Here is a 19,405-nt window from a genome sequence, read left to right as displayed (position 1 = left end):
TTAGTACAAAGTAAATAGTAATCAGACTGATTTACTTGATGTATAAAAATACAAACCGTCTCGGGAAACTGAGACGGTTTTTTTATTTGAATTCAATTCAACAGGAGAGTGTACTCTGTAAGTCCTGTGTAATATAAAAACTTTCAATAATAGAATGTTAAACTACACTTCGAATGGTCGAAAGCATTTATGGGCATGTATATATTACATTTATCGTGTTGTTTGGCTTCTGATTATTTAGACGAGCACTTTTCCCTTTGCAGGATCAGTTTTGAAAATGGCTGTTTTATTTTATAAAAATGGGCATCTGCTTGCGTGGATGTCCATTTTAGCAAAATACAAAGCCCTCTCACTTTCGTGGATGTTCATTTCACACGCACACAATCGCCCCGGAGTTTTACAAATGCCCATTGTTGTGGCACACTACCTCTTCGGAGTTTCGAAAATACTGGTTTTAGTCACACACAATGCCCATATTTTTTTGGGAATGCCCATTTTAGAGCCACACAAGCCCTTCGGAGTTTTGAAAATGCCGGTTTTAGTGACACACAATGCTCATATTTTTTCGTAGATGCCCATTTTTGTAACACACACATGCCTCGGAGTTTCGAAAATGCCACCCTCGTGTGCTCTGTAAGTCCTGTATCATATGAAAACCTTCAATAACGAGCTGTTAAATAATGTTTCGAATGCCGATATCAACAAGGAGAAAGAGACAGTTTACGAAACTGTGTCTAAAGGCCTTAATCAATAATTAATACGGTATCGTCTTTTTTGTTGTTTAATTCAGTTTCTCTGCCTCGTAGATATTCAGTTCGTTTTTTACTTCAAGCAAATCTTTCACTTGGGCGATGTATTCAATCATGTGCTCAGCATTTAAATGCTTGTCGAGAGCTGGTTTAGATTCCCAACGCTCGAATAGGAAAAGTTCCGAATCAGAAGTCAGCTTTTGGTGAAGTTCGTACTCCAAACATCCGTCTTCTTGTTTCACCAGCTCGGCCACATTATTGAATGCATTAATGAAATCCTGCTTACAGTTGGCTTTAGGTTTGATTTTTACATTTACGATGATCATGATATTTCTATTAAATAACGTTGGTTTTCAGTCTTACTTTATTTTTTATTCGCAGCAAAGTTAAATTATTGTCTTTATAATCTGATTTTTTAAACTTGATGCTTTTGTTCTTCTGTTTGTTATTCAATTTCAAATCCATTAAAAGTCTCAAACTTCCAAATCTCAATTGCACTCTTAATAGGCAATTCGTAAGGTTTGTAGTTGCGGTTCGAGGATACCAAGAGGAGTGTTTGGTTTTTCTCCAACTGTTTGTAAACTACTTTAAAAACAATCCCATCTTCAAGTGTTACTATAATGCAGGGAGTGCCATCTTTAATTTGTTCCCAGTTTTGAATATAAGAAGCAGTTACCCATGCACCTTCGGGAATTGGCAGCATCGAATCTCCTGCAATTTGGAACGTTCGGTAGGTTTTGTCTTTAGGCAGAAAGGGCAATGAGAATTTTGGCAGTGAGCTGATAAACTCCAAATCGCCGTAGCTGTTTGTATAGCCTGCCTGTGCTTTTAGCGGAACCATTTCAATATTTTCTTCACGATCACGATCAATCGATATGGTGAGCAGGCGTAATTTTTTTCCGGTAACATCAATATCGAATCCATCTTCTATCTGCGAAAGCTGAAATTCCGACAGCTCTGCTAAATTGTAGCGCAGCAATGCATCTATTGATACACCAAAGTATTCGGCGAATTTAATCAATACCTTAAACGGTGGCTGAACATTTTTTTCATATCCTGCCAAAGTAGTTCTTGTAATGTCCAGTTGCTCAGCTAAACTAAGTTGAGATTTCTTTCTCCGCTGACGCAGGAACTTAATATTTTCTGCAAAAAACATAGCTTCTTTTTTTCAAAGATAGCAATTAATGACTAAATTATAGTCAGAATAATGACGAAAATATCGACAATTGGTGAGAAAGACAATATTGCATATGGATTTGGATACTTTTTTTGTGTCCTGTGAACGGCTTTTAGACAGCAGGTTGAATAATCGTCCGGTACTGATTGGAGGAACATCAGACAGAGGTGTTGTGGCTGCCTGTAGTTACGAAGCGCGTGTGTATGGCATTCATTCTGCCATGCCTATGAAAATGGCCAGGCTATTATGCCCGGGTGCTGTTGTGATAAGAGGAGACAGCGGGACTTACAGTAAGTTTTCCGACATGGTGACTGAAATTGTAAAGGAACGCGCACCTGTTTTCGAAAAATCATCGATTGATGAGTTTTACGTGGACATTACCGGAATGGATCGTTTTGTGCAGACCAGTTATTTGTGGTCGAGGGAATTACGGGAAAAGATCTTAAAAGAGACGCATTTGCCCATTTCTTTTGGACTTTCTACGAGCAAAACGGTTTCGAAGGTGGGGACAGGAGAGGCCAAGCCCAATAATCACATCGAAATTCCGGAAGGAAACGAAATGCCTTTTTTGGCACCGCTTTCCATAAAGAAAATTCCTATGGTGGGCGATAAAACCTATCACAAACTGCGAAGTATGGGTGTAGAGAAAATACGAACCGTACAGGAAATGCCCGTGGAACTGATGGAACGCGTATTGGGTAAAAACGGTACGGTAATCTGGAAAAAGGCACAAGGAATTGACAATACTCCTGTAGTGGCCTGGAGCGAGCGAAAATCCATATCCAGCGAGCGGACTTTCGAGAAAGATACCACCGATGTGATCAAATTACGCAGTTTGTTGGTGGCTATGGCCGAAAATCTGTGTTATCAACTGCGAAATGGAAACAAACTAACTGCATGTGTGACGGTTAAGATCCGATATTCCGATTTTCAGACGTATACGAAACAGAAGCGAATTCCCTATACATCTTTAGATCATACGCTCATCGCCGTAGTACTTGATTTGTTTGAGAAGATGTATGAGCGCAGAGTATTGATTCGTTTGATTGGTGTTTGCTTTAGCTATTTGGTGGGCGGAACGTATCAAATTCGTTTGTTCGAGGATTCGGAGAAGCTGATTAAATTGTATCAGGCCATGGATCTGGTGCGCAACCGTTACGGACAAAGTGCCGTGAAACGTGCCATTGGAATGGGCGCAACAACAATTGGAGGGATGAACCCTTTCAATGGTCAAACACCAATTATCCCGGCACACTGAATGAGAATCAGTGAGAATTAGTAATGATGAATTAAGAATTATGAATTAGTAATTATGAATTACGGCTTGCTCTGTTTGACCTTTCAGGACTATTGTTGAATTCTCCCTTTTCAGGGGAGATCCCGACAGGGAGAGGGGTGTTGAGTCAAGCAAATTAGGAATTAGGAATTAAGAATTATGAATTACGGCTTGCTCTGTTTGACCTTTCAGGACTATTGTTGAATTCTCCCTTTTCAGGGGAGATCCCGACAGGGAGAGGGGTGCTGAGTCAAGCAAATTAGGAAAAATTATGAATTAGTAATTATGAATTACGGCTTGCTCTGTTTGATCTTTCGACTGTCCGACCTTTCAGGACTCTTAAATCCTTCAAGACTTTTCAAGACTCTTAAACCCTTCCAGACTTTTTAGACTTTACAACCATGCTTTTAAATTGCCATAGCTACTACAGTTTTAAATACGGAACACTTTCTGTTGAAGATCTTTTAAAAGAGGTTATTGCAGGAGGATTTACGACTATTGCCTTAACGGATATCAATAATACCGCAGCAAGTCTTGATTTTGGAAGGCAATGTGCGAAGTTTGGTGTTCGGCCTGTGGTGGGAATCGATTTTCGGAATGGAATTGAGCAACAGTATGTTGCAATTGCTAAAAATTCAGATGGATTTCGTGAACTGAATGAGTTCTTAACACTTCATTTGCACGAAAAGAGAGCGTTTTTACCGAATGCACCCAGTTTTGAACATGCCTGTGTCGTTTATCCTTTCATTTCAGAATTTAGAGACTTGAAGGAACACGAATACTTGGGTGTGAGCCCTCAGGATTTACTTCGTTTGCCGTTTACTGTATGGAAAAATAATCAGCATAAGTTGGTGATTTTGCAAACAGCGAGCTTTCGCAACAAACGCGATTACAACATTCACAGGTTGTTGCGGGCCATCGATAAGAATACCTTGTTAAGCAAACTGCCCAAGTCTGAACAGGCTGATTTTGAGAATCAATACCGAAGTAGAAGTGAACTTTTAGAGATTTACAGGGAGTATCCAAAAATTATTGAGAATACAGAAAATTTATTGAATTCCTGCAATATGGAGTTTGAGTTTGGAAGCAACAAAAACAAAAAGCGTTTTACCTCTTCCGAGGAGGAAGATTTTGAACTGTTGAAGCGTGAGGCCTGCGAAGGATTAAAATATCGTTACGATCAGGTAACCGATGAGATTTTAGATCGCCTGAACAAGGAATTGAAGGTAATTCGGGAGTTGAGCTTTTGTTCCTATTTTCTGATTAACTGGGATTTGGTAAAATATGCTATGAGTAAAGGATATTACCATGTAGGACGGGGAAGCGGCGCCAATAGTCTGGTTGCTTACCTTCTGAGAATCACTAATGTTGACCCGGTTGACTTAGATCTTTACTTTGAGCGTTTTATTAATCCCTTCCGAACATCGCCACCCGATTTTGATATCGACTTTTCCTGGACTGACAGAGATGATGTAACCCGGTATTTGTTTGATAAATATGGTTGGGATCGTGTAGCCTTACTCGGTACTTTTATCACTTTCAATCATAAATCAGCTTTTCGCGAAATTGGTAAGGTATTTGGTTTGCCCGATGAAGAGATTACCCGCTTGCAAAAGAATCCAAATCCAGCAGAAGCTGATGAATATGGCAAATGGGTAATTCGTTACAGCCAGTATATTGCAGGTTTTCCAAGTCATGGAAGCATCCACTCCAGTGGGATTTTAATTGCAGATGAACCAATAAACAACTATTCAGCAACCGAACTTTTGCCCAAAGGTTTCCCGTCTACTCAGTTCGATATGTATATTGCTGAAGATTTGGGCTTGCACAAGTTCGATATTTTAAGTCAGCGGGGATTGGGTAAAATTAAAGACACGCTTGCCATTATTAAGCAAAATCATGGCATTGATATCGACATTCACAACACCAAATTGTTTATGGAAGATGTGCGGGTAAAGCGCATGTTAAAAAGGGGTGAAGCTATCGGCTGTTTTTATGTGGAATCGCCGGCCATGCGTATGCTTTTAACCAAATTAAAGGCCGAAGATTACAAGCGGTTGGTTGCCGCAAGTTCCATTATCAGACCTGGAGTGGCTAAGAGTGGAATGATGCGCGAGTACATTCTCCGCTTTCAGGATGAAAACAGAAGGGAAGAGGCCAGGCGTGAAATTCCCGACCTATACCGCATATTGGAGGAAACTTACGGTGTGATGGTGTATCAGGAAGATGTGATTAAAGTAGCGCATTATTTTGCCGGTTTATCGCTCGACGAAGCAGATGTTTTGCGCAGAGGAATGTCCTGGAAATTTAAGCAGCGAAACGAGTTTGCGAAAGTTCGCGACAAATTCTTCTCTAATTGCAGGCAAAAAGGCTATGCAGATGCTGTTGTGCAGGATATTTGGCGGCAGATTGAAAGCTTTGCCAATTACGCTTTTGCAAAAGGACATTCGGCCAGTTATGCGGTGGAGAGTTTTCAGGCGCTGTATTTAAAAGCATATTATCCATTGGAATATATGGTGGCAACGCTGAACAATGGCGGTGGTTTTTATTCTGCACAACTCTACTTGCATGAAGCGGTAATGCATGGAGCCACGGTTAAAGCACCTTGTGTAAATCGAAGTTCTTGGGAGAATCGAATTCAGGGAAGAACAATATGGCTGGGGTTCTATCTTTTGCATGATTTGGAAAGAACAATCGGAAAAAATCTGATTAATGAGCGGAATGAGAATGGCATATTTACAAGCTTGCGCGATTTTGTGAATCGATTTCCTGTTAGTTTGGAGCAATTAATTGTTTTGATACGGGTGGGAGCCTTTCGTTTTACCGGAAAAGGCAAAAAAGAATTGCTTTGGGATGCTCATTTTCTATTGGGACACAGCAAAAAGATCAAGTCCGAAAAAACCTTGTTCCAAACTGAGATGAAAGAGTTCAAGCTTCCGGATCTATGGAAACATCACTTGGAAGATGCCTTTGATGAAATTGAATTGCTGGGTTTATCCATACAGTCGCCTTTCGAATTGCTGAAAGATGAGCTTCCTTCCGATTTAAAGGCATGTCATTTGCCTCGACTGATTAATCGGTATGTTCGCATTGTTGGCTTTTTGATTACTCGAAAACCAACCAAGGCCAGCAATGGCAAAATCATGTATTTTGGAACCTGGATCGATTTGGATGGACATTGGATTGATACTGTTCATTTTCCACCTGTTGCCAAAGAGTATCCGTTTCGTGGGCCGGGTTGCTATTGCATAGAAGGAAAAGTAATTGTGGAATATGGATTTTTAAGTATTGAAGTGAGCAAGATGGAACGGATGCAAAATTTGAGTTTAGACGATGTGACAAAGTAATTATGAGTTATTAATTATGAATTACGTCTTGTCGTATTGCTTTAGCTCAGGGGAGAGCTAAATTCTGAATTCTCCCCTTTTGAGGCAATGTCATTAAATTAGAGCTTAACTTAATGACATTGCCTTTTGAGGGGAGATCCCGACAGGGAGAGGGGTGTTGAGTTAAGCAAATTAGGAATTAGGAATTACGGCTTGCTCTGTTTAATCTTTCGACTGTTCAAGACTTTTCTAGACTTTGTTTCTTATCAACTCCTTATTAATTGCTTTCACCAAAGCAGGCCCTTCGTAAATAAAGCCAGTGTAAATCTGAACAAGAGAAGCTCCTGCATCCAGTTTTTCCAAAGCATCTTCTTTGGTTAGGATACCTCCAACACCAATAACAGGAATTTTCCCGCCGGATTTTTCATGTATGTATCGAATCACTTGCGTAGATTTTTCACGAAGTGGTTGTCCGCTTAATCCGCCGGCACCAACTTGTTTTATTCTGCTTTCCGGATACGACAATCCTTCCCGTGAAATGGTTGTGTTTGTTGCAACAATGCCATCAATTTTAGTTTCCTGAACAATTTCGATGATATCATCCAATTGTGAGTTGTTTACATCGGGAGTAATCTTTAAAAGGACAGGCTTCGTTTTTTCTTTGCTTCTGTTTACATCCATAATTTCATTCAAAAGCCTCTTTAAAGGTTCCTTTCCCTGCAGTTCTCTCAGATTAGGAGTGTTGGGAGAACTTACGTTTACTACAAAGTAATCTACATAAGGATATAAGGCATCAAAACACTTTAAGTAATCATCAGTAGCTTCCTCGTTAGGCGTATTTTTATTTTTGCCAATATTTCCACCAATTATTATATTGGTTCTTTTTTTCTGCAAGCGTTCAACAGCCTCTTCAACACCTTCATTGTTAAATCCCATACGGTTTACCAATGCTTTATCATTAACAAAACGAAACAAACGGGGTTTTGGATTTCCTGACTGTGCTTTTGGAGTAAGTGTTCCAATTTCAACAAAGCCAAAGCCCATACTTCCTAAAAAATCGAAAGCTTCCGCATTTTTATCCAATCCTGCCGCCAAGCCAACTGGGTTTGGAAATTTTAAGCCAAAAAGCTCCCTTTCAAGGGATGAACTTTCAACTCTAAACTGCGCAGAAACAATAGAACGGATAATTTTCGATTTCTGGAAAGCCTTAAAACAGGTAAATGTAAATCGGTGAATTGTTTCAGGATTGAACTGAATTAAAAGGGGGCGTATTAATAATCGGTATAAACTCATCTAAATATAAATTTTAAACAAAGATAGTAAGGAATATGAATAGAAAAAGAGTTTTAAGTCTTAATTGTTTGTTTATAATGAGAAATTGCCTGGCAAATAATGGTATAATAATTAGTCAACATAACTTTTTTTTTAATGATTATTTTTATACTTTCGTAGTCGTTTTGAAAATACCTCCTGTAATTGGGAGTTAATTAAGCCAAAAAACAATAAGGATTTACAGAAATATGATGATTAAAAATGATTTTGAAAGCTGGTTGAAATCATCCGCGGGTAAATTTGTAGTGATCTACACGAAAGGTCATTCCACAGAAAGAATGAAGAATTTTCTTAATGTATTACGTGCTTTATTCGTACTGATTGCTATATGTTGTGTACTAGTATTGCTAAGCGGGAATTTTATAAATATTGGTCAGGCGATAGGAAAGGATTTAGGGATGGAAAGCATTCAGGAAATTGTTACCAAAAGTCCGGGTTTATTTAATTTGCTGCTATGGCTTTCTACCTTGTTTTCATTACTAAGTTTATGGATAATGAAGATGCTTAGGAGCAGTAGAAAGCATATTGCTGAATTTTACTATTTTTGGGATAGGCATATTGATCCGGCAGAAAATTATTGAAGGAAAATTCGTAACTAGTATAGTTTTTTTGTTTTCACTTTGGTTAAGTTATTAATAGGCAAACACTATGAATTTATTAAAAGAAATACATTTAAATCTGTTTCAGTTAAATATATTATTGGACGAAGAAGAGAAAGAAGCCTATCGCTATATTGTGCAGGAAGGTACTTACTGTGTTCATTGTAAGGATGTATGCATTGAAGGAGTTGAGGTGAGGGAAAATATCCTTAATGATATGAATGATATTTTAATCAAAGGGGTCTGTAAAAAATGTGAAGGGTATGTAAGCCGCTTTATTGAATACGGAGAATTTGAAGATTTTGTTGAAAGAGCAAATTCATTTCGTAAAGCAATAGGAGAATAAAATAATAAACGATAAGCTTTATGGTTTATCGTATAAAACATATAAGAATCCAGTCTGGTTGAAAACAGGTCTGGATTCTTTTTTTGCATAAGTTGAGTTGAATCTGATACAGGGAGTTTATTCTACTTCATAAAGCAGAATAAAGAAAATATACTTCATTAAATAGGAAAAACTAAGTCCGATAATGCTGGTTTTTTATCAAAAAATGCTTTGTTTTGTAGCCTTGAACTAAAAAAATAATAATCATGATTAGAAAATATCTACGTCTTATAATTGCTGGAATCTTATTTTTAGGATCTATCGCTCTTTTTATTAATAGTTTAGTGTCTGCGGGAATATGGATTCTTTTACTTTCCGGTTTGTTTGTATTAACCTATTTTAAAAATGAAATGAACCTTATCGCATTTTATTTTGTGAGGAAAAATAAGTTTGAGTCTGCAGGTAAGATGTTGGGGCGAGTTAAAAATCCAGGGAATATGATTGCAGGTCAGGAAGCATATTACTATTATCTTTCCGGTTTGTTTGAAGCACAAAAGCAAAAAAATACACAGGCCGAAAAACATTTTAAGAAAGCCTTGGAAACTGGTCTTCGCTTGAAAACTGATCAGGCAGTTGCTAAATTAAATTTGTCAGGAATAGCTCTTTCGAAACGAAACAAGAAACTGGCAACATATTATTTGCAGGATGCCAAAAAGCTTGATAAGCAAAAAATGTTGACGGCACAAATCAGAGAAATAGAAGGCATGCTGAAGCGCATCTAAGTTTTCTTTATTCAGATTTTGGAATGATTCAATTGCAAATGATATAATCAGACCTGGCAGATTTTCAAAAACTGTCAGGTTTTTTGTTGAGAAATATTTCATTTTTTTTTAGACTGCGTCAACTCCAATCAATTGAATATCGAAGATAAGAACCGTTCCGGCAGGTATGAATCCAAAATCGGTATTTCCGTATGCTAAATGCGAAGGGATAAATAAGATTCCTTCACCTCCTTCTTTAAAATATTGGATTCCTTCTGTCCAGCCCGCAATAACATCTGCCATATTAATTTCCAGTCTTTCATTTTGATCGAAGGTATTGCCATCGGTAAAATAGCCAATGTAGCTGATCGTAATGTTTGAAGTGCAGGTGGGATGCTTGCCTTCTCCTTCTTTGGATATGTGGTAATATATGCCGGAATCGCTTTTTTGAGCTTCCAGTTTATTGTCGGCAAGATAGGCTGTAATTTCTTCGTCGTTTTTATGCCGGAAATTGCGTTTCGTCATCTTTTTTTGAAAATTTGGTGAGTACAAAAATAGATAATTCTAATCTTGTTTTGCATTGCAAAGCCACTTTTGTGATCTTGATTCTTACCATTGAATAGAAATATGCACAAAACAATCAAGGCAACCTAAAAAGGGAATAGTCTTTATCAGGGAATTTAAATCTATCTTTGCACCCCACTAAGAAACGAAAGAAGAAAAGTGTCTCTTACTGGCAATAAATTATTCCAGCATGGTAATCCCGAAAGCTTTGGGCACAGGCTATATGGCAAAACTTAAAATTATAATCAGATGAAAGATCTTTCCAAAATAGAAAAGATAAACAAAGTAATTGAAGAATATTTTAACACAAATAGTTCACTTACAATAACACCGGTAAAAGATTTGATGCCGGCCTTTATTAAAGCCGGAATTTTTGCAAAAGATGTGAAAAAAGGATTGCCAATTCGCTTAATCCTTAGGGAACTCGATGCCGAAGATCAGTTAGCTTTAATACCTTTTGTTCATACCGAAAGACATGGAGAACATACTTATTGGTATTTTGTTCCGGCCAATGCACCTGCTCCGGATGCACCCTACAAACAGGAAAAAAAGAAACCGGAAAATGATCCGATAGCAATTCGTTTAAACAGTGATGAAACCTATGTTATCGCTTTATGCGATAAAGTTTTATCGTTAACATCGGATCGTCAAAAAAGATTTGATTTCCTTTTGGGAGATCTGCATAAAAATGGAAAAAAACAAACCATGTTGCCTGTAGATGCTTATTATGAAGAATTGCAATTGGTGATAGAATACAAAGAAATACAGAATTTCAGACCTGTTGCTGGTTTTGACAAAAACAAAGATGAGGAAGAGGAAGAAGAGGAGAGAACAAAGACTGTGTCGAGAGAGGAGCAACGAAGAATATACGATGAACGAAGAGCCAAAGTTCTTCCAGAGAATGATATCTCTTTGGTTGTAATTTCTTATTCTGATTTTGAGTACGACGATAAAAATAAAATTATCCGCAACGAAGAAAACGATCTGAAAATAGTGCAAAAAGCATTGAAAGGTTTTTGTTAGTAAAAGATAAAATGAGTTGAATTGTTAATCCTCCTTGAAATAGGGGGATTTTTTTATGAAATAGCTCGATCTGTAAATCACATAAAAAGCAACTAATCGAGTTCTAAAAGTAGATCAGGTTTGTTTAAATATAAAAGGAATAGGTTATTTTTTTATTTCTTCTTTTTATAGAAAAAGACACTACTTCCAATTCATGTCTCAAGGATAGAGTTCATTTTGTCAGGTATTTTTTTTGATTTTATCTGCAAAAAAATCATTATAAATGGGGATTTCACATAACATTTGGATGAGCTATTTTTGTCAAGAAGAATGTATAATAATTTAGATCGTGATTATGCTATTCACAAAACTCATTAAAAACGAATAAAAAAGAAGTAAATGGTTGCTTTTACAAAAAACAGTAAAATGGCAGAGGTGATCTTAAGAGATTATCAGTTGCTTCCTATTATATCTCGATTTGGAATAAAATTAGGATTCGGTAATAAGAGCATTGAAGAGATTTGTACAGATCGGAATGTAGATCTTCCATTTTTTTTAGAAATATTAAATTCTTATCACAGTATTGATTATTTCCCGAAAAATCATTTGTGCGATTTTAATGCCGATGTTATGGTTTCCTATTTAACCAATACTCATTCTTACTATTTAAATTCAAAAGTACCGCATATAGAACTATTCATTGATCGGATGGATCAGGCAGCTCAATTTGAGAATAGTAGAAATGTTGCTTTGTTAAAACAGTTTTTTAATGAGTATAAAATTGATATTGAACATCATTTTAGTGAAGAAGAAAAGAATGTATTTCCTTATATACTTGCTTTAGAAAAAGCCTTAAAATCAAATAATTGTTCACCGCAGTTATTAAAAAAAATAAAACGTGAACCAATAGAGATATATGAACGTAACCACGAAAGTCTTGAAGTGAAACTGGCTGATATGAAAAACCTAATCATAAGGTTTTTGCCACCTTTAAATTGTGAAGACGATTGTGAACATTTACTTACAGAATTATTTCAACTGGAATGTGATATTGAGGATCACACAAGAATGGAAGAGAAAGTATTAATTCCTAAAGTTAAAATGTTAGAACGTAAAGTACTGGAGTATTATGGAGTTTGAGGATAAAAAAATGCAAACAGTAATCGCTTCGGATCAATACCTGATTAGACTAGGAGTTAAAACACTTTTAAATGTGATTGGAATAGAATCGGATTTATACGAAGCAGATAGCTTTGAGGAGCTGGAACGACTTGTGAATGATGTTCCGGATTTAAATTATTTAATTCTTAGCGAAGATCTTTTACCCAAACAAAAGCAAGATTGTTTAAAAGATATTAAAGGTTCTTGTGGTCTTTGCAGGGCAATAATAATTGGTCAGCAAAAAATACCAAATTGCGTATTTGAGCATTTTATTCTCCACTCTTATAACAGAAAACAGGTGGTTGAAAAATTACAACTCTTCTTTCTAGAGTCGGATTCCACTTTTGGAAATCATGATTCCGGTACTTTAAGTGATCGGGAGATTGATGTTTTAAAGGCAGTAGCTTTAGGTTGTTCAAATAAAGAAATTGCTGATCAATTGTTTATTTCCATCAACACCGTAATTACTCATCGGAAAAATATTACCCAAAAATTAGGAATAAAAACTATTTCAGGATTAACAGTTTATGCCTTAATGAATCATTTTATTAAAGCTGAGGAGGTGAGGTAATCGGAATCCTAATAAGTAATGATTTCTAATGTTTCTCATTGAAAAAATCATAATAAATGATTATTGTAAAGATATATTGGGCTTTTTACATTTGTATTGATAATTAATTTAAATAAAATGTAATGCAAAATATTGGAATTTTTTACGGATCGTCAACAGGAAAAACAGAAACAGCAGCTAAATTAATACAAGCTGCATTTGGCGAAGATATTGCAAGTGCTATTGATGTGGCAAGTGCAAAATCACAAGATGTGGAACAATTTAAAAATCTAATTTTTGGAGCATCCACTTGGGGAATTGGGGATTTGCAAGATGATTTTGAAGACTTTTTATCAGACTTATCGAACACAAATTTAGAGGGACGTAAAGTAGCTATTTTTGGTTTAGGAGACCAGGAGGCTTTTTCAGATTCATTTGTTGATGGAGTAGGTGAAATATATGAGCAACTGGGAAATAAAAATTGTGAATTGATTGGTGGAACTTCCATTGAAGGATATGAATACGATGCCTCAAGAGCAGAGAAAGATGGACAATTTGTTGGACTGATACTAGATGAAGAGAATCAGAGTGAAATGACGGACGAAAGAGTAACACAATGGGTGACACAATTAAAGAATCAATTTAATTAAATGAAATGGAAATCACCTGTTTGGATTATAAAACCGCAGATATGCAAATACTACTTCATCATGTTTATGAATATAAAAAAGGTTTAAGAAGTCTTGTTTTACACACAATGAGTAGTAAAGAAAAAGATAAAACAGAGGAGTTATTGATTAGAAAGGGAATTAATTACTTTTTGCACTCGGTTAACGAAAATAAGATTAATGTTTTTTTTGGAAAAGAAGAGTGTATACAGATAATTTTGTCTTTTGGTGAAAAATCTTTATCTCATTTTTCTGACGAAGAAGATTTTATACTTGGAATTATGCTTGGCTACGACAGAACTCTGCAATACGAAAGATATATGAAACGAAAAGGGATAGTCACACCAATTTCAAATTCCCGACAAGTAGGTTGAAATTTTTATTTTTGCTGCTAATTCAATACTCACTTTAGATACTCCGATTATTCTTTAGTGAGTATTTTTTTATGAACTAGAGTACTGATTGATTAGTTATCATTAATAATGATTAGCATGAAAGAAATCATCAGTTCCGGCATTTTCGCATAAACTAAAATGCGAAATATTACTGATTTCAAACCTTTGTTAATTTAACAACATTTTTTACAGGTAAAAAGGATCTCTATTAAATATCATCATTTTTAATGATTTGCTTATGTTTTATTTATACTTAGTTTTATTTGTCTAAATAAAAGAGAATCTGTTTCAATCATTTAAAATTTTAATTATTATGGCAGTAAAATTTGTAGTAAGAGAAAAGGGGAATCCAAGTAAGCCTACTGAACCTAAAAAATGGTATGCCACAGCTAAATCGAGTGGTGAAATTAGTTTTAAAGATTTGAGCAATGAAATTGCAGAAGGCTCTACCACCGTAAGCGATACCGACGTATTGGCAGTGCTAAATGATCTCACCAAACTCTTGAGCCGACATCTTGAAGCAGGGGAAATTGTGCGTTTCGGAGATTTTGGTTCTTTTCAGGTATCGGTAAAAAGTACTGGTGCCGAAACAGAAAAGAAATTCCACGCAGGGCAGATAATAAAATCAAAAATCAACTTTCGCCCCGGCAACGACCTGAGAGATATGTTGCTCACCCTAAAATATACGAAAACATACTAGCATAAACAGTATTGCTAAAAACTAGTCCATGAAACACTCTATGCCTTTTACTAAAACGATATATACGATTTCCCCAAACGATATAAGCAATTTTTGGGAAAGGTATAGATGGCTTAACAGAAGCTTTAGTATGACTTCAAATCAATAATTAAACGCGCAACTGCTTGCAGTTGTATTCTATTAACTACTTAAATGTTTTAACAAATGAAAAACTTACTGTTATTTTTTACCTTTTGTATGTTTATACTTGCATCCTGTGATAATGATACTCAGGAAGAATTTATAGAAAACTCACAAGATCAAATTAAAAGCAAGGCAATCATATTAAAGGAACGTGACCCTAATTCACCATTAATTTTGTCGAAAAAAGTTACAGATGAATCTGAAGTTATGCTTAAATCTGGTAACGAACCATTTAAGAATTATTTGGGCAGGTCATTTAAAATGAATACTCTTCCTCTAACGGATTATACGAACTTTGGTCCAAGGGTAATTGATTTAGAAGAGTACCTTATAAATAATCCTAATGGTACGTATACCGACAGAATAGGTTATACTGATAGTTATTCTTTTGCATATTCTAGGTTTTATAATTTTTTGGAAAAATCAACAGTTAAAAAGAAAGTAAAAGGTGGTTTCAAATTGAATTTGGGTTTGTTTTCAATTGGTGCTAAAAAAAGCATGGAACGCACTTTCAGTAAAACGACCGTAGAAGAAAGTAACCGCGTTTTTGGTGAATTGCATTATCTATATTTAGATTCCAGATATTGGTTAACAACAAATAGTTATGATTTAAAAGAAATGAGGTATTATTTATCTAAAAGTTTCTTGAATCACTTATACAATAATACACCATCTGAATTCTTTGAAACCTATGGCGGTTTTGTTATGTGCGATTTTGTAGTTGGTGGAAAAGTTAATGCTCTTTATTCAGGAGTTTACAAAGGTAATGAATCTATAGAAGCACGTGGGAAGGATATGAATTCGGATATTGGAGCATCTTATGGCAAAACAGTATCAGGTGATTTTGGTATTGGAAGAGGTTATGCAAATGGTAAAGAGCTTACGAATAAATTTACGGATTTAAGAGCATCAGTAAAAACTCTTGGAGGAATAGGAGCAATTGCTGCTTTCACAAATCCTGAAAAAATAAGTAGTATTAATGTTGATCTTACTAGTTGGCTATCTTCATTAAATAACAAAAATAACCATAGTATTATTGAATTTTCAGATGATGGGTTGCTGCCAATTACTGAATTAATTAGAGAAGAAAACTTGAAGTATCGTATCAAGATAGCAATAAGTGGCAATAATAATGTAGTTTCTGAGTTTAGAGAACCGATACTTGTTTATGCACATGACGAAGATAATGATTACGAATTGATATTCTTAGTTACAAGATATGAGGATGCAGTAATACTGCATTACGATAGGTATCAGGATACGAACTATACGGCGAGCATTATAAATAAATACACTTCTAAGTATAAAATTAAAACAGTGGATAGGAGTGAATGGTTATCTTATGAATCTCCAGTGCCAAATGATCCATATTTGACACTTACTATTTATTATGCAGGATATGTTCCTGAGTTTTATCCCGATCAAGACCCAACAGATCTTGTGGGGGACAAAATGAAGAAATTTGTTCACAACAATAGAACTTATTTAATATCTCAAAATCCGGCAGTAAAATTTGCATACTCAATTAATGATGATTATATATTGGATACCTATGGTATAAGAGAATGGATAAATAATATGCTAACAATGCAATTAACCGACCCCGACCGACAATTGGATGATTACACTATTGTGGCTTTGTAAGAGATTACTCATTGTAGTATTATTTTATTGGTTTAATGCCCTGTTAGATGTGTTTCTGACAGGGCGTTCTGTTTTACCCCTAATATATGATGATAGACCAGCCTGTGATTTCATCACAAATGAGGATTGATAGATGGAGTAAGGCCTAGTAGCTTTGCATTGCAAGAAGAGAAGTTACTCTTTGGTAATGATTAGTTAATTGAGTTTACAGAATGAAGTTTAGATTCAAAGTATTTTTTGGTTGTATGTTTTTTGTACTGCTTTCATTTCATGGCAGTGCTCAAGGAGAATATACAATTAAAGGAAGAGTGGTAGAGAAGGATTTAGGAGAATCAGTTGCATTTGCGACAGTGGTGTTAAAAGATATTAGTATTTGGTCGATAACAGATAATGAAGGAAATTTTATTCTTAAAGATATTCCTTATGGAGAATATAAAATACACATCTCTTGCTTGGGTTTTAAAGCTGTAGAAAGTTCTATTGTAATTAACTCTGACAGAACTTCATTGCTATTTAAAATGGAAACAGAAAACCATAATTTAAGTGAGGTAATTGTAATTGCGGAAGAATCGAGAGAAAACGGAACATCTTCCACCATTAAGAAAGAGGCTTTAAAACACTTGCAGCCTTCCAGTTTTGCCGATATTTTGGAATTGCTCCCTGGAGGTGTAAGCCAAAAGAATTCGATGACCACGATGAAATTGATTTCATTGAGAGAGCCTGGTAGTGCCTCTAGCTTTAGTAATGATTCATATGATTATAATTCATCCTTTGGAACATCATTTGTGATTGACGGACAGGCAATTTCCAATGATGCAGAATTGCAAAATGTAACCGGATCTTATAGTTCAGATCGTTACATAAGGCGACGAAATACGACAGGTAAGGGTATTGATATGAGATTGATCTCTACAGATAATATTGAATCTGTAGAAATTGTTCGAGGAATTCCTTCTGTAAAATATGGGGACCTCACCAGTGGTTTGGTCAATATCACACGGGCTTATAAAGCAAAGCCCTTGACTGCAAGAATTAAAGCAGATCCAGGTTCTAAATTGTTCTCGATAGGAAAAGGAGTGAATTTGGGAGGAAGTAAAAGCTTGAATGCCGATATTGATTATTTGGATTATAAATCCGATCCCAGAAATCCGAAGGTAAATTACAGTAGAATAACTGGATCAGTGCGTTATGGAAGCAGATCAGAATCCGAAAATGGCTTATTTACTTTTAATGCAAATATTGATTATACCGGATCGTTTGATGAAACTAAGAAAGACCCGGAGATAGACCTACCAGAAACTGATAAGTATAAGAGTAAATACAATAAAGTGAGTGCAGGTACCACTCTTTCATGGCAGTCTTATAAATCTTCATTCTTTAAAGGAATTGAGGCTAGAGTTAATGGTAGTTACACACACAATCAAAAGGTCATAGATAAGTCGGTACTGGGAAATAATACACCCATCATGACCAATAGAGAGGAAGGAGAATTTTACAGTGAGTATTTGCCGTCATCCTATTTGTCTCACCTTGTGGTTGATGGCAAACCTATCTATTTGTTTGCAGATGTTTCATCGGATTTCCAATTGGATATTTTCAATGTAAAGCAAAACATTCTAATCGGAGCAGAATGGAGATACAACAAAAACTTTGGAGATGGAGAGGTGTATGACGTAAACCGTCCATTGTATCCAGGAAATGGCAGATCAAGGGTTTCAAAAGATATTCCTTCTATTCAACGACTGTCATTCTATATGGAAGATAAGTTAAGTATTCCTATTGCGAATCACAGGTTAAATCTACAAGGGGGTGTAAGAGCAACACAGGCCTTGAATATGGCATCGGATTATGCTCTCTCAGGGAAACTCTATTTCGATCCCAGAGCTAACATGAGATGGCGCTTTCCTAAGTTCAATTTATTTAATAGAAGTGGATATGTTGAGTTAACTGGTGGATATGGGATGCATACCAAATTCCCAGGGCTGACACACCTATATCCAGATATGTTTTATCTCGATATCGTTCAGCTAAATTATTTTTCTCAAAATAAAGATTTAAGACAAGTACAGTATAAAACCAAAATGATTGATCCAATCAATTATCAGTTGAAACCCAATAGAAATGAAAAGTTTGAATTTGGATTTAATTTAAAATTGGGAAAGGCCAGAGCTTATGTAACAGCATATCACGAATTGCTTAAGAATGGATTTAAGCGATTGGGATATTACGAAACAATGGGTTTTAAATTATACGATGTATCATCAGGACCTCATCCCGATGAATTAAGTGGACCACCAACAGTAGAACAATTCGATTATGAATCAAGAAAAGAATTCATCTACTATAGTAAAAGAGCAAACGGCGCACGAGAAGAGAAAGTAGGTGTTGAGTATCAAATTGATTTGGGACAAATTGATGCCATACACTCAAGGGTCTCAATTAATGGTGCTTGGATGAGAGCTAAATACGATTTAAGCGATGCAACTTACAAACACCCAAGTACAGTAATCGATGGAAAGGATTATCCATACATAGGATATTACAACTGGGACAGAGGGAAAGAATATGAACAGTTCAATACCAATTTTAGAGCGGATACTCATATTGAAAAATTTGGTTTAATGTTCTCAACAGCCATACAGTGTATGTGGTATCATCAATTTAGATATAATCCTCATGATGGTATGCCTGAGTATTATTTTGATATGGATGGAAATCAGTTTGAATACAATGAATCACACACAACAGATCCGTTATTGCGATTCTTATATCACAAACCAAGTCCAAATGACTTTGACTTGTATAAAACTCCTATTGGTATTGATGTGAATCTTACCGTATCAAAGAGCATAGGTGATCAGATGGAACTATCCTTTTATGTAAATAGAATTTTAGATTATCATCCGGATTATACGCGTAGTGATGGCACTAAAGTAACTCGAAAAGTATCTCCATACTTTGGAATGGAACTTAATATTAATCTTTAAATAATA

Annotated in this window: 17 protein-coding genes; 13 read left to right on the top strand and 4 right to left on the bottom strand. The window is 35.7% G+C overall.

All coding sequences use genetic code 11. The features are described 5' to 3' along the window. Positions 1 to 781: 781 nt before the first annotated feature. Positions 782 to 1,075 (bottom strand): putative quinol monooxygenase, encoded by a 294-nt coding sequence (locus tag BZG01_RS03990; protein WP_101308540.1) that lies wholly within the window; start codon positions 1,073 to 1,075, stop codon positions 782 to 784. Positions 1,076 to 1,194: 119 nt separating this feature from the next. Next, positions 1,195 to 1,905, bottom strand: a complete 711-nt coding sequence (locus tag BZG01_RS03985; protein ID WP_101308539.1) for an XRE family transcriptional regulator — start codon at positions 1,903 to 1,905, stop codon at positions 1,195 to 1,197. A 73-nt stretch (positions 1,906 to 1,978) separates the two neighbouring features. Between BZG01_RS03985 and dinB the strand changes: the two genes are divergently transcribed. Both dinB and BZG01_RS03975 read left to right on the top strand, forming a co-directional pair. Beyond that, positions 1,979 to 3,184 carry a DNA polymerase IV gene (gene dinB, locus BZG01_RS03980; protein ID WP_101308538.1) on the top strand — a complete coding sequence of 402 codons (1,206 nt, stop codon included), beginning with the start codon at positions 1,979 to 1,981 and terminating at the stop codon, positions 3,182 to 3,184. A gap of 419 nt (positions 3,185 to 3,603) precedes the next feature. Beyond that, positions 3,604 to 6,549 (top strand): DNA polymerase III subunit alpha, encoded by a 2,946-nt coding sequence (locus BZG01_RS03975; protein WP_101308537.1) that lies wholly within the window; start codon positions 3,604 to 3,606, stop codon positions 6,547 to 6,549. Positions 6,550 to 6,777: 228 nt separating this feature from the next. On the opposite strand, the gene BZG01_RS03970 is transcribed toward BZG01_RS03975, so the two are convergent. Beyond that, entirely contained in the window at positions 6,778 to 7,821 is a 1,044-nt protein-coding gene (locus tag BZG01_RS03970; protein ID WP_101308536.1) for a quinone-dependent dihydroorotate dehydrogenase, read from the bottom strand. 227 nt (positions 7,822 to 8,048) lie between these two features. Between BZG01_RS03970 and BZG01_RS03965 the strand changes: the two genes are divergently transcribed. The 3 genes from BZG01_RS03965 (at position 8,049) to BZG01_RS03955 (ending at position 9,566) form a co-directional block, all read left to right on the top strand. Next, a complete protein-coding gene (locus BZG01_RS03965; protein WP_101308535.1) occupies positions 8,049 to 8,441 on the top strand; it encodes a hypothetical protein in 393 nt (130 codons plus the stop codon). A 67-nt stretch (positions 8,442 to 8,508) separates the two neighbouring features. Next, a complete protein-coding gene (locus BZG01_RS03960) occupies positions 8,509 to 8,805 on the top strand; it encodes a hypothetical protein (RefSeq protein ID WP_101308534.1) in 297 nt (98 codons plus the stop codon). 245 nt (positions 8,806 to 9,050) lie between these two features. Further along, positions 9,051 to 9,566, top strand: coding sequence for a hypothetical protein (locus BZG01_RS03955; RefSeq protein WP_101308533.1), 516 nt, complete (start codon positions 9,051 to 9,053; stop codon positions 9,564 to 9,566). A 108-nt stretch (positions 9,567 to 9,674) separates the two neighbouring features. Here the strand turns inward: BZG01_RS03955 and BZG01_RS03950 are convergent, their stop codons facing one another. Next, positions 9,675 to 10,070 carry an FKBP-type peptidyl-prolyl cis-trans isomerase gene (locus BZG01_RS03950; RefSeq protein WP_101308532.1) on the bottom strand — a complete coding sequence of 132 codons (396 nt, stop codon included), beginning with the start codon at positions 10,068 to 10,070 and terminating at the stop codon, positions 9,675 to 9,677. 288 nt (positions 10,071 to 10,358) lie between these two features. Between BZG01_RS03950 and BZG01_RS21765 the strand changes: the two genes are divergently transcribed. The 8 genes from BZG01_RS21765 to BZG01_RS03910 all read left to right on the top strand — a co-directional run bounded on the left by BZG01_RS21765 (position 10,359) and on the right by BZG01_RS03910 (position 19,399). Then, positions 10,359 to 11,132, top strand: coding sequence for a hypothetical protein (locus tag BZG01_RS21765; RefSeq protein ID WP_218973002.1), 774 nt, complete (start codon positions 10,359 to 10,361; stop codon positions 11,130 to 11,132). Between the two features lie 405 nt (positions 11,133 to 11,537). Then, positions 11,538 to 12,251: a hemerythrin domain-containing protein gene (locus tag BZG01_RS03940; RefSeq protein ID WP_218973001.1), complete on the top strand. Its 714-nt coding sequence runs from the start codon at positions 11,538 to 11,540 to the stop codon at positions 12,249 to 12,251. Between the two features lie 10 nt (positions 12,252 to 12,261). Further along, a complete protein-coding gene (locus tag BZG01_RS03935; protein WP_101308703.1) occupies positions 12,262 to 12,843 on the top strand; it encodes a response regulator transcription factor in 582 nt (193 codons plus the stop codon). A gap of 122 nt (positions 12,844 to 12,965) precedes the next feature. Beyond that, positions 12,966 to 13,472 (top strand): flavodoxin, encoded by a 507-nt coding sequence (locus tag BZG01_RS03930; protein WP_101308530.1) that lies wholly within the window; start codon positions 12,966 to 12,968, stop codon positions 13,470 to 13,472. Positions 13,473 to 13,513: 41 nt separating this feature from the next. Continuing rightward, the gene (locus tag BZG01_RS03925) at positions 13,514 to 13,864 is read left to right on the top strand and encodes a DUF2023 family protein (protein ID WP_101308702.1); all 351 of its coding nucleotides are present in this window, start codon (positions 13,514 to 13,516) and stop codon (positions 13,862 to 13,864) included. 334 nt (positions 13,865 to 14,198) lie between these two features. Continuing rightward, the gene (locus BZG01_RS03920; RefSeq protein WP_101308529.1) at positions 14,199 to 14,585 is read left to right on the top strand and encodes an HU family DNA-binding protein; all 387 of its coding nucleotides are present in this window, start codon (positions 14,199 to 14,201) and stop codon (positions 14,583 to 14,585) included. 204 nt (positions 14,586 to 14,789) lie between these two features. Continuing rightward, positions 14,790 to 16,412, top strand: coding sequence for a BSAP5a family pore-forming toxin (locus tag BZG01_RS03915; RefSeq protein ID WP_101308528.1), 1,623 nt, complete (start codon positions 14,790 to 14,792; stop codon positions 16,410 to 16,412). Positions 16,413 to 16,624: 212 nt separating this feature from the next. Then, positions 16,625 to 19,399 (top strand): TonB-dependent receptor, encoded by a 2,775-nt coding sequence (locus BZG01_RS03910; protein ID WP_101308527.1) that lies wholly within the window; start codon positions 16,625 to 16,627, stop codon positions 19,397 to 19,399. Positions 19,400 to 19,405 lie beyond the last annotated feature (6 nt).

This window comes from Labilibaculum manganireducens, from assembly GCF_002843385.1.
Classification (GTDB): domain Bacteria; phylum Bacteroidota; class Bacteroidia; order Bacteroidales; family Marinifilaceae; genus Labilibaculum; species Labilibaculum manganireducens.
This window is presented reverse-complemented; position numbering and strand designations above follow the sequence as displayed.

What these genes read in the sequence shown, in the direction of transcription:
- BZG01_RS03990 (WP_101308540.1), bottom strand. Translation starts at nt 1,075, where the DNA reads ATGATCATCGTAAATGTAAAAATCAAACCTAAAGCCAACTGTAAGCAG.
- BZG01_RS03985 (WP_101308539.1), bottom strand. Translation starts at nt 1,905, where the DNA reads ATGTTTTTTGCAGAAAATATTAAGTTCCTGCGTCAGCGGAGAAAGAAA.
- BZG01_RS03975 (WP_101308537.1), top strand. Translation starts at nt 3,604, where the DNA reads ATGCTTTTAAATTGCCATAGCTACTACAGTTTTAAATACGGAACACTT.
- BZG01_RS03970 (WP_101308536.1), bottom strand. Translation starts at nt 7,821, where the DNA reads ATGAGTTTATACCGATTATTAATACGCCCCCTTTTAATTCAGTTCAAT.
- BZG01_RS03965 (WP_101308535.1), top strand. Translation starts at nt 8,049, where the DNA reads ATGATGATTAAAAATGATTTTGAAAGCTGGTTGAAATCATCCGCGGGT.
- BZG01_RS03960 (WP_101308534.1), top strand. Translation starts at nt 8,509, where the DNA reads ATGAATTTATTAAAAGAAATACATTTAAATCTGTTTCAGTTAAATATA.
- BZG01_RS03955 (WP_101308533.1), top strand. Translation starts at nt 9,051, where the DNA reads ATGATTAGAAAATATCTACGTCTTATAATTGCTGGAATCTTATTTTTA.
- BZG01_RS03950 (WP_101308532.1), bottom strand. Translation starts at nt 10,070, where the DNA reads ATGACGAAACGCAATTTCCGGCATAAAAACGACGAAGAAATTACAGCC.
- BZG01_RS21765 (WP_218973002.1), top strand. Translation starts at nt 10,359, where the DNA reads ATGAAAGATCTTTCCAAAATAGAAAAGATAAACAAAGTAATTGAAGAA.
- BZG01_RS03940 (WP_218973001.1), top strand. Translation starts at nt 11,538, where the DNA reads ATGGCAGAGGTGATCTTAAGAGATTATCAGTTGCTTCCTATTATATCT.
- BZG01_RS03935 (WP_101308703.1), top strand. Translation starts at nt 12,262, where the DNA reads ATGCAAACAGTAATCGCTTCGGATCAATACCTGATTAGACTAGGAGTT.
- BZG01_RS03930 (WP_101308530.1), top strand. Translation starts at nt 12,966, where the DNA reads ATGCAAAATATTGGAATTTTTTACGGATCGTCAACAGGAAAAACAGAA.
- BZG01_RS03925 (WP_101308702.1), top strand. Translation starts at nt 13,514, where the DNA reads ATGCAAATACTACTTCATCATGTTTATGAATATAAAAAAGGTTTAAGA.
- BZG01_RS03920 (WP_101308529.1), top strand. Translation starts at nt 14,199, where the DNA reads ATGGCAGTAAAATTTGTAGTAAGAGAAAAGGGGAATCCAAGTAAGCCT.
- BZG01_RS03915 (WP_101308528.1), top strand. Translation starts at nt 14,790, where the DNA reads ATGAAAAACTTACTGTTATTTTTTACCTTTTGTATGTTTATACTTGCA.
- BZG01_RS03910 (WP_101308527.1), top strand. Translation starts at nt 16,625, where the DNA reads ATGAAGTTTAGATTCAAAGTATTTTTTGGTTGTATGTTTTTTGTACTG.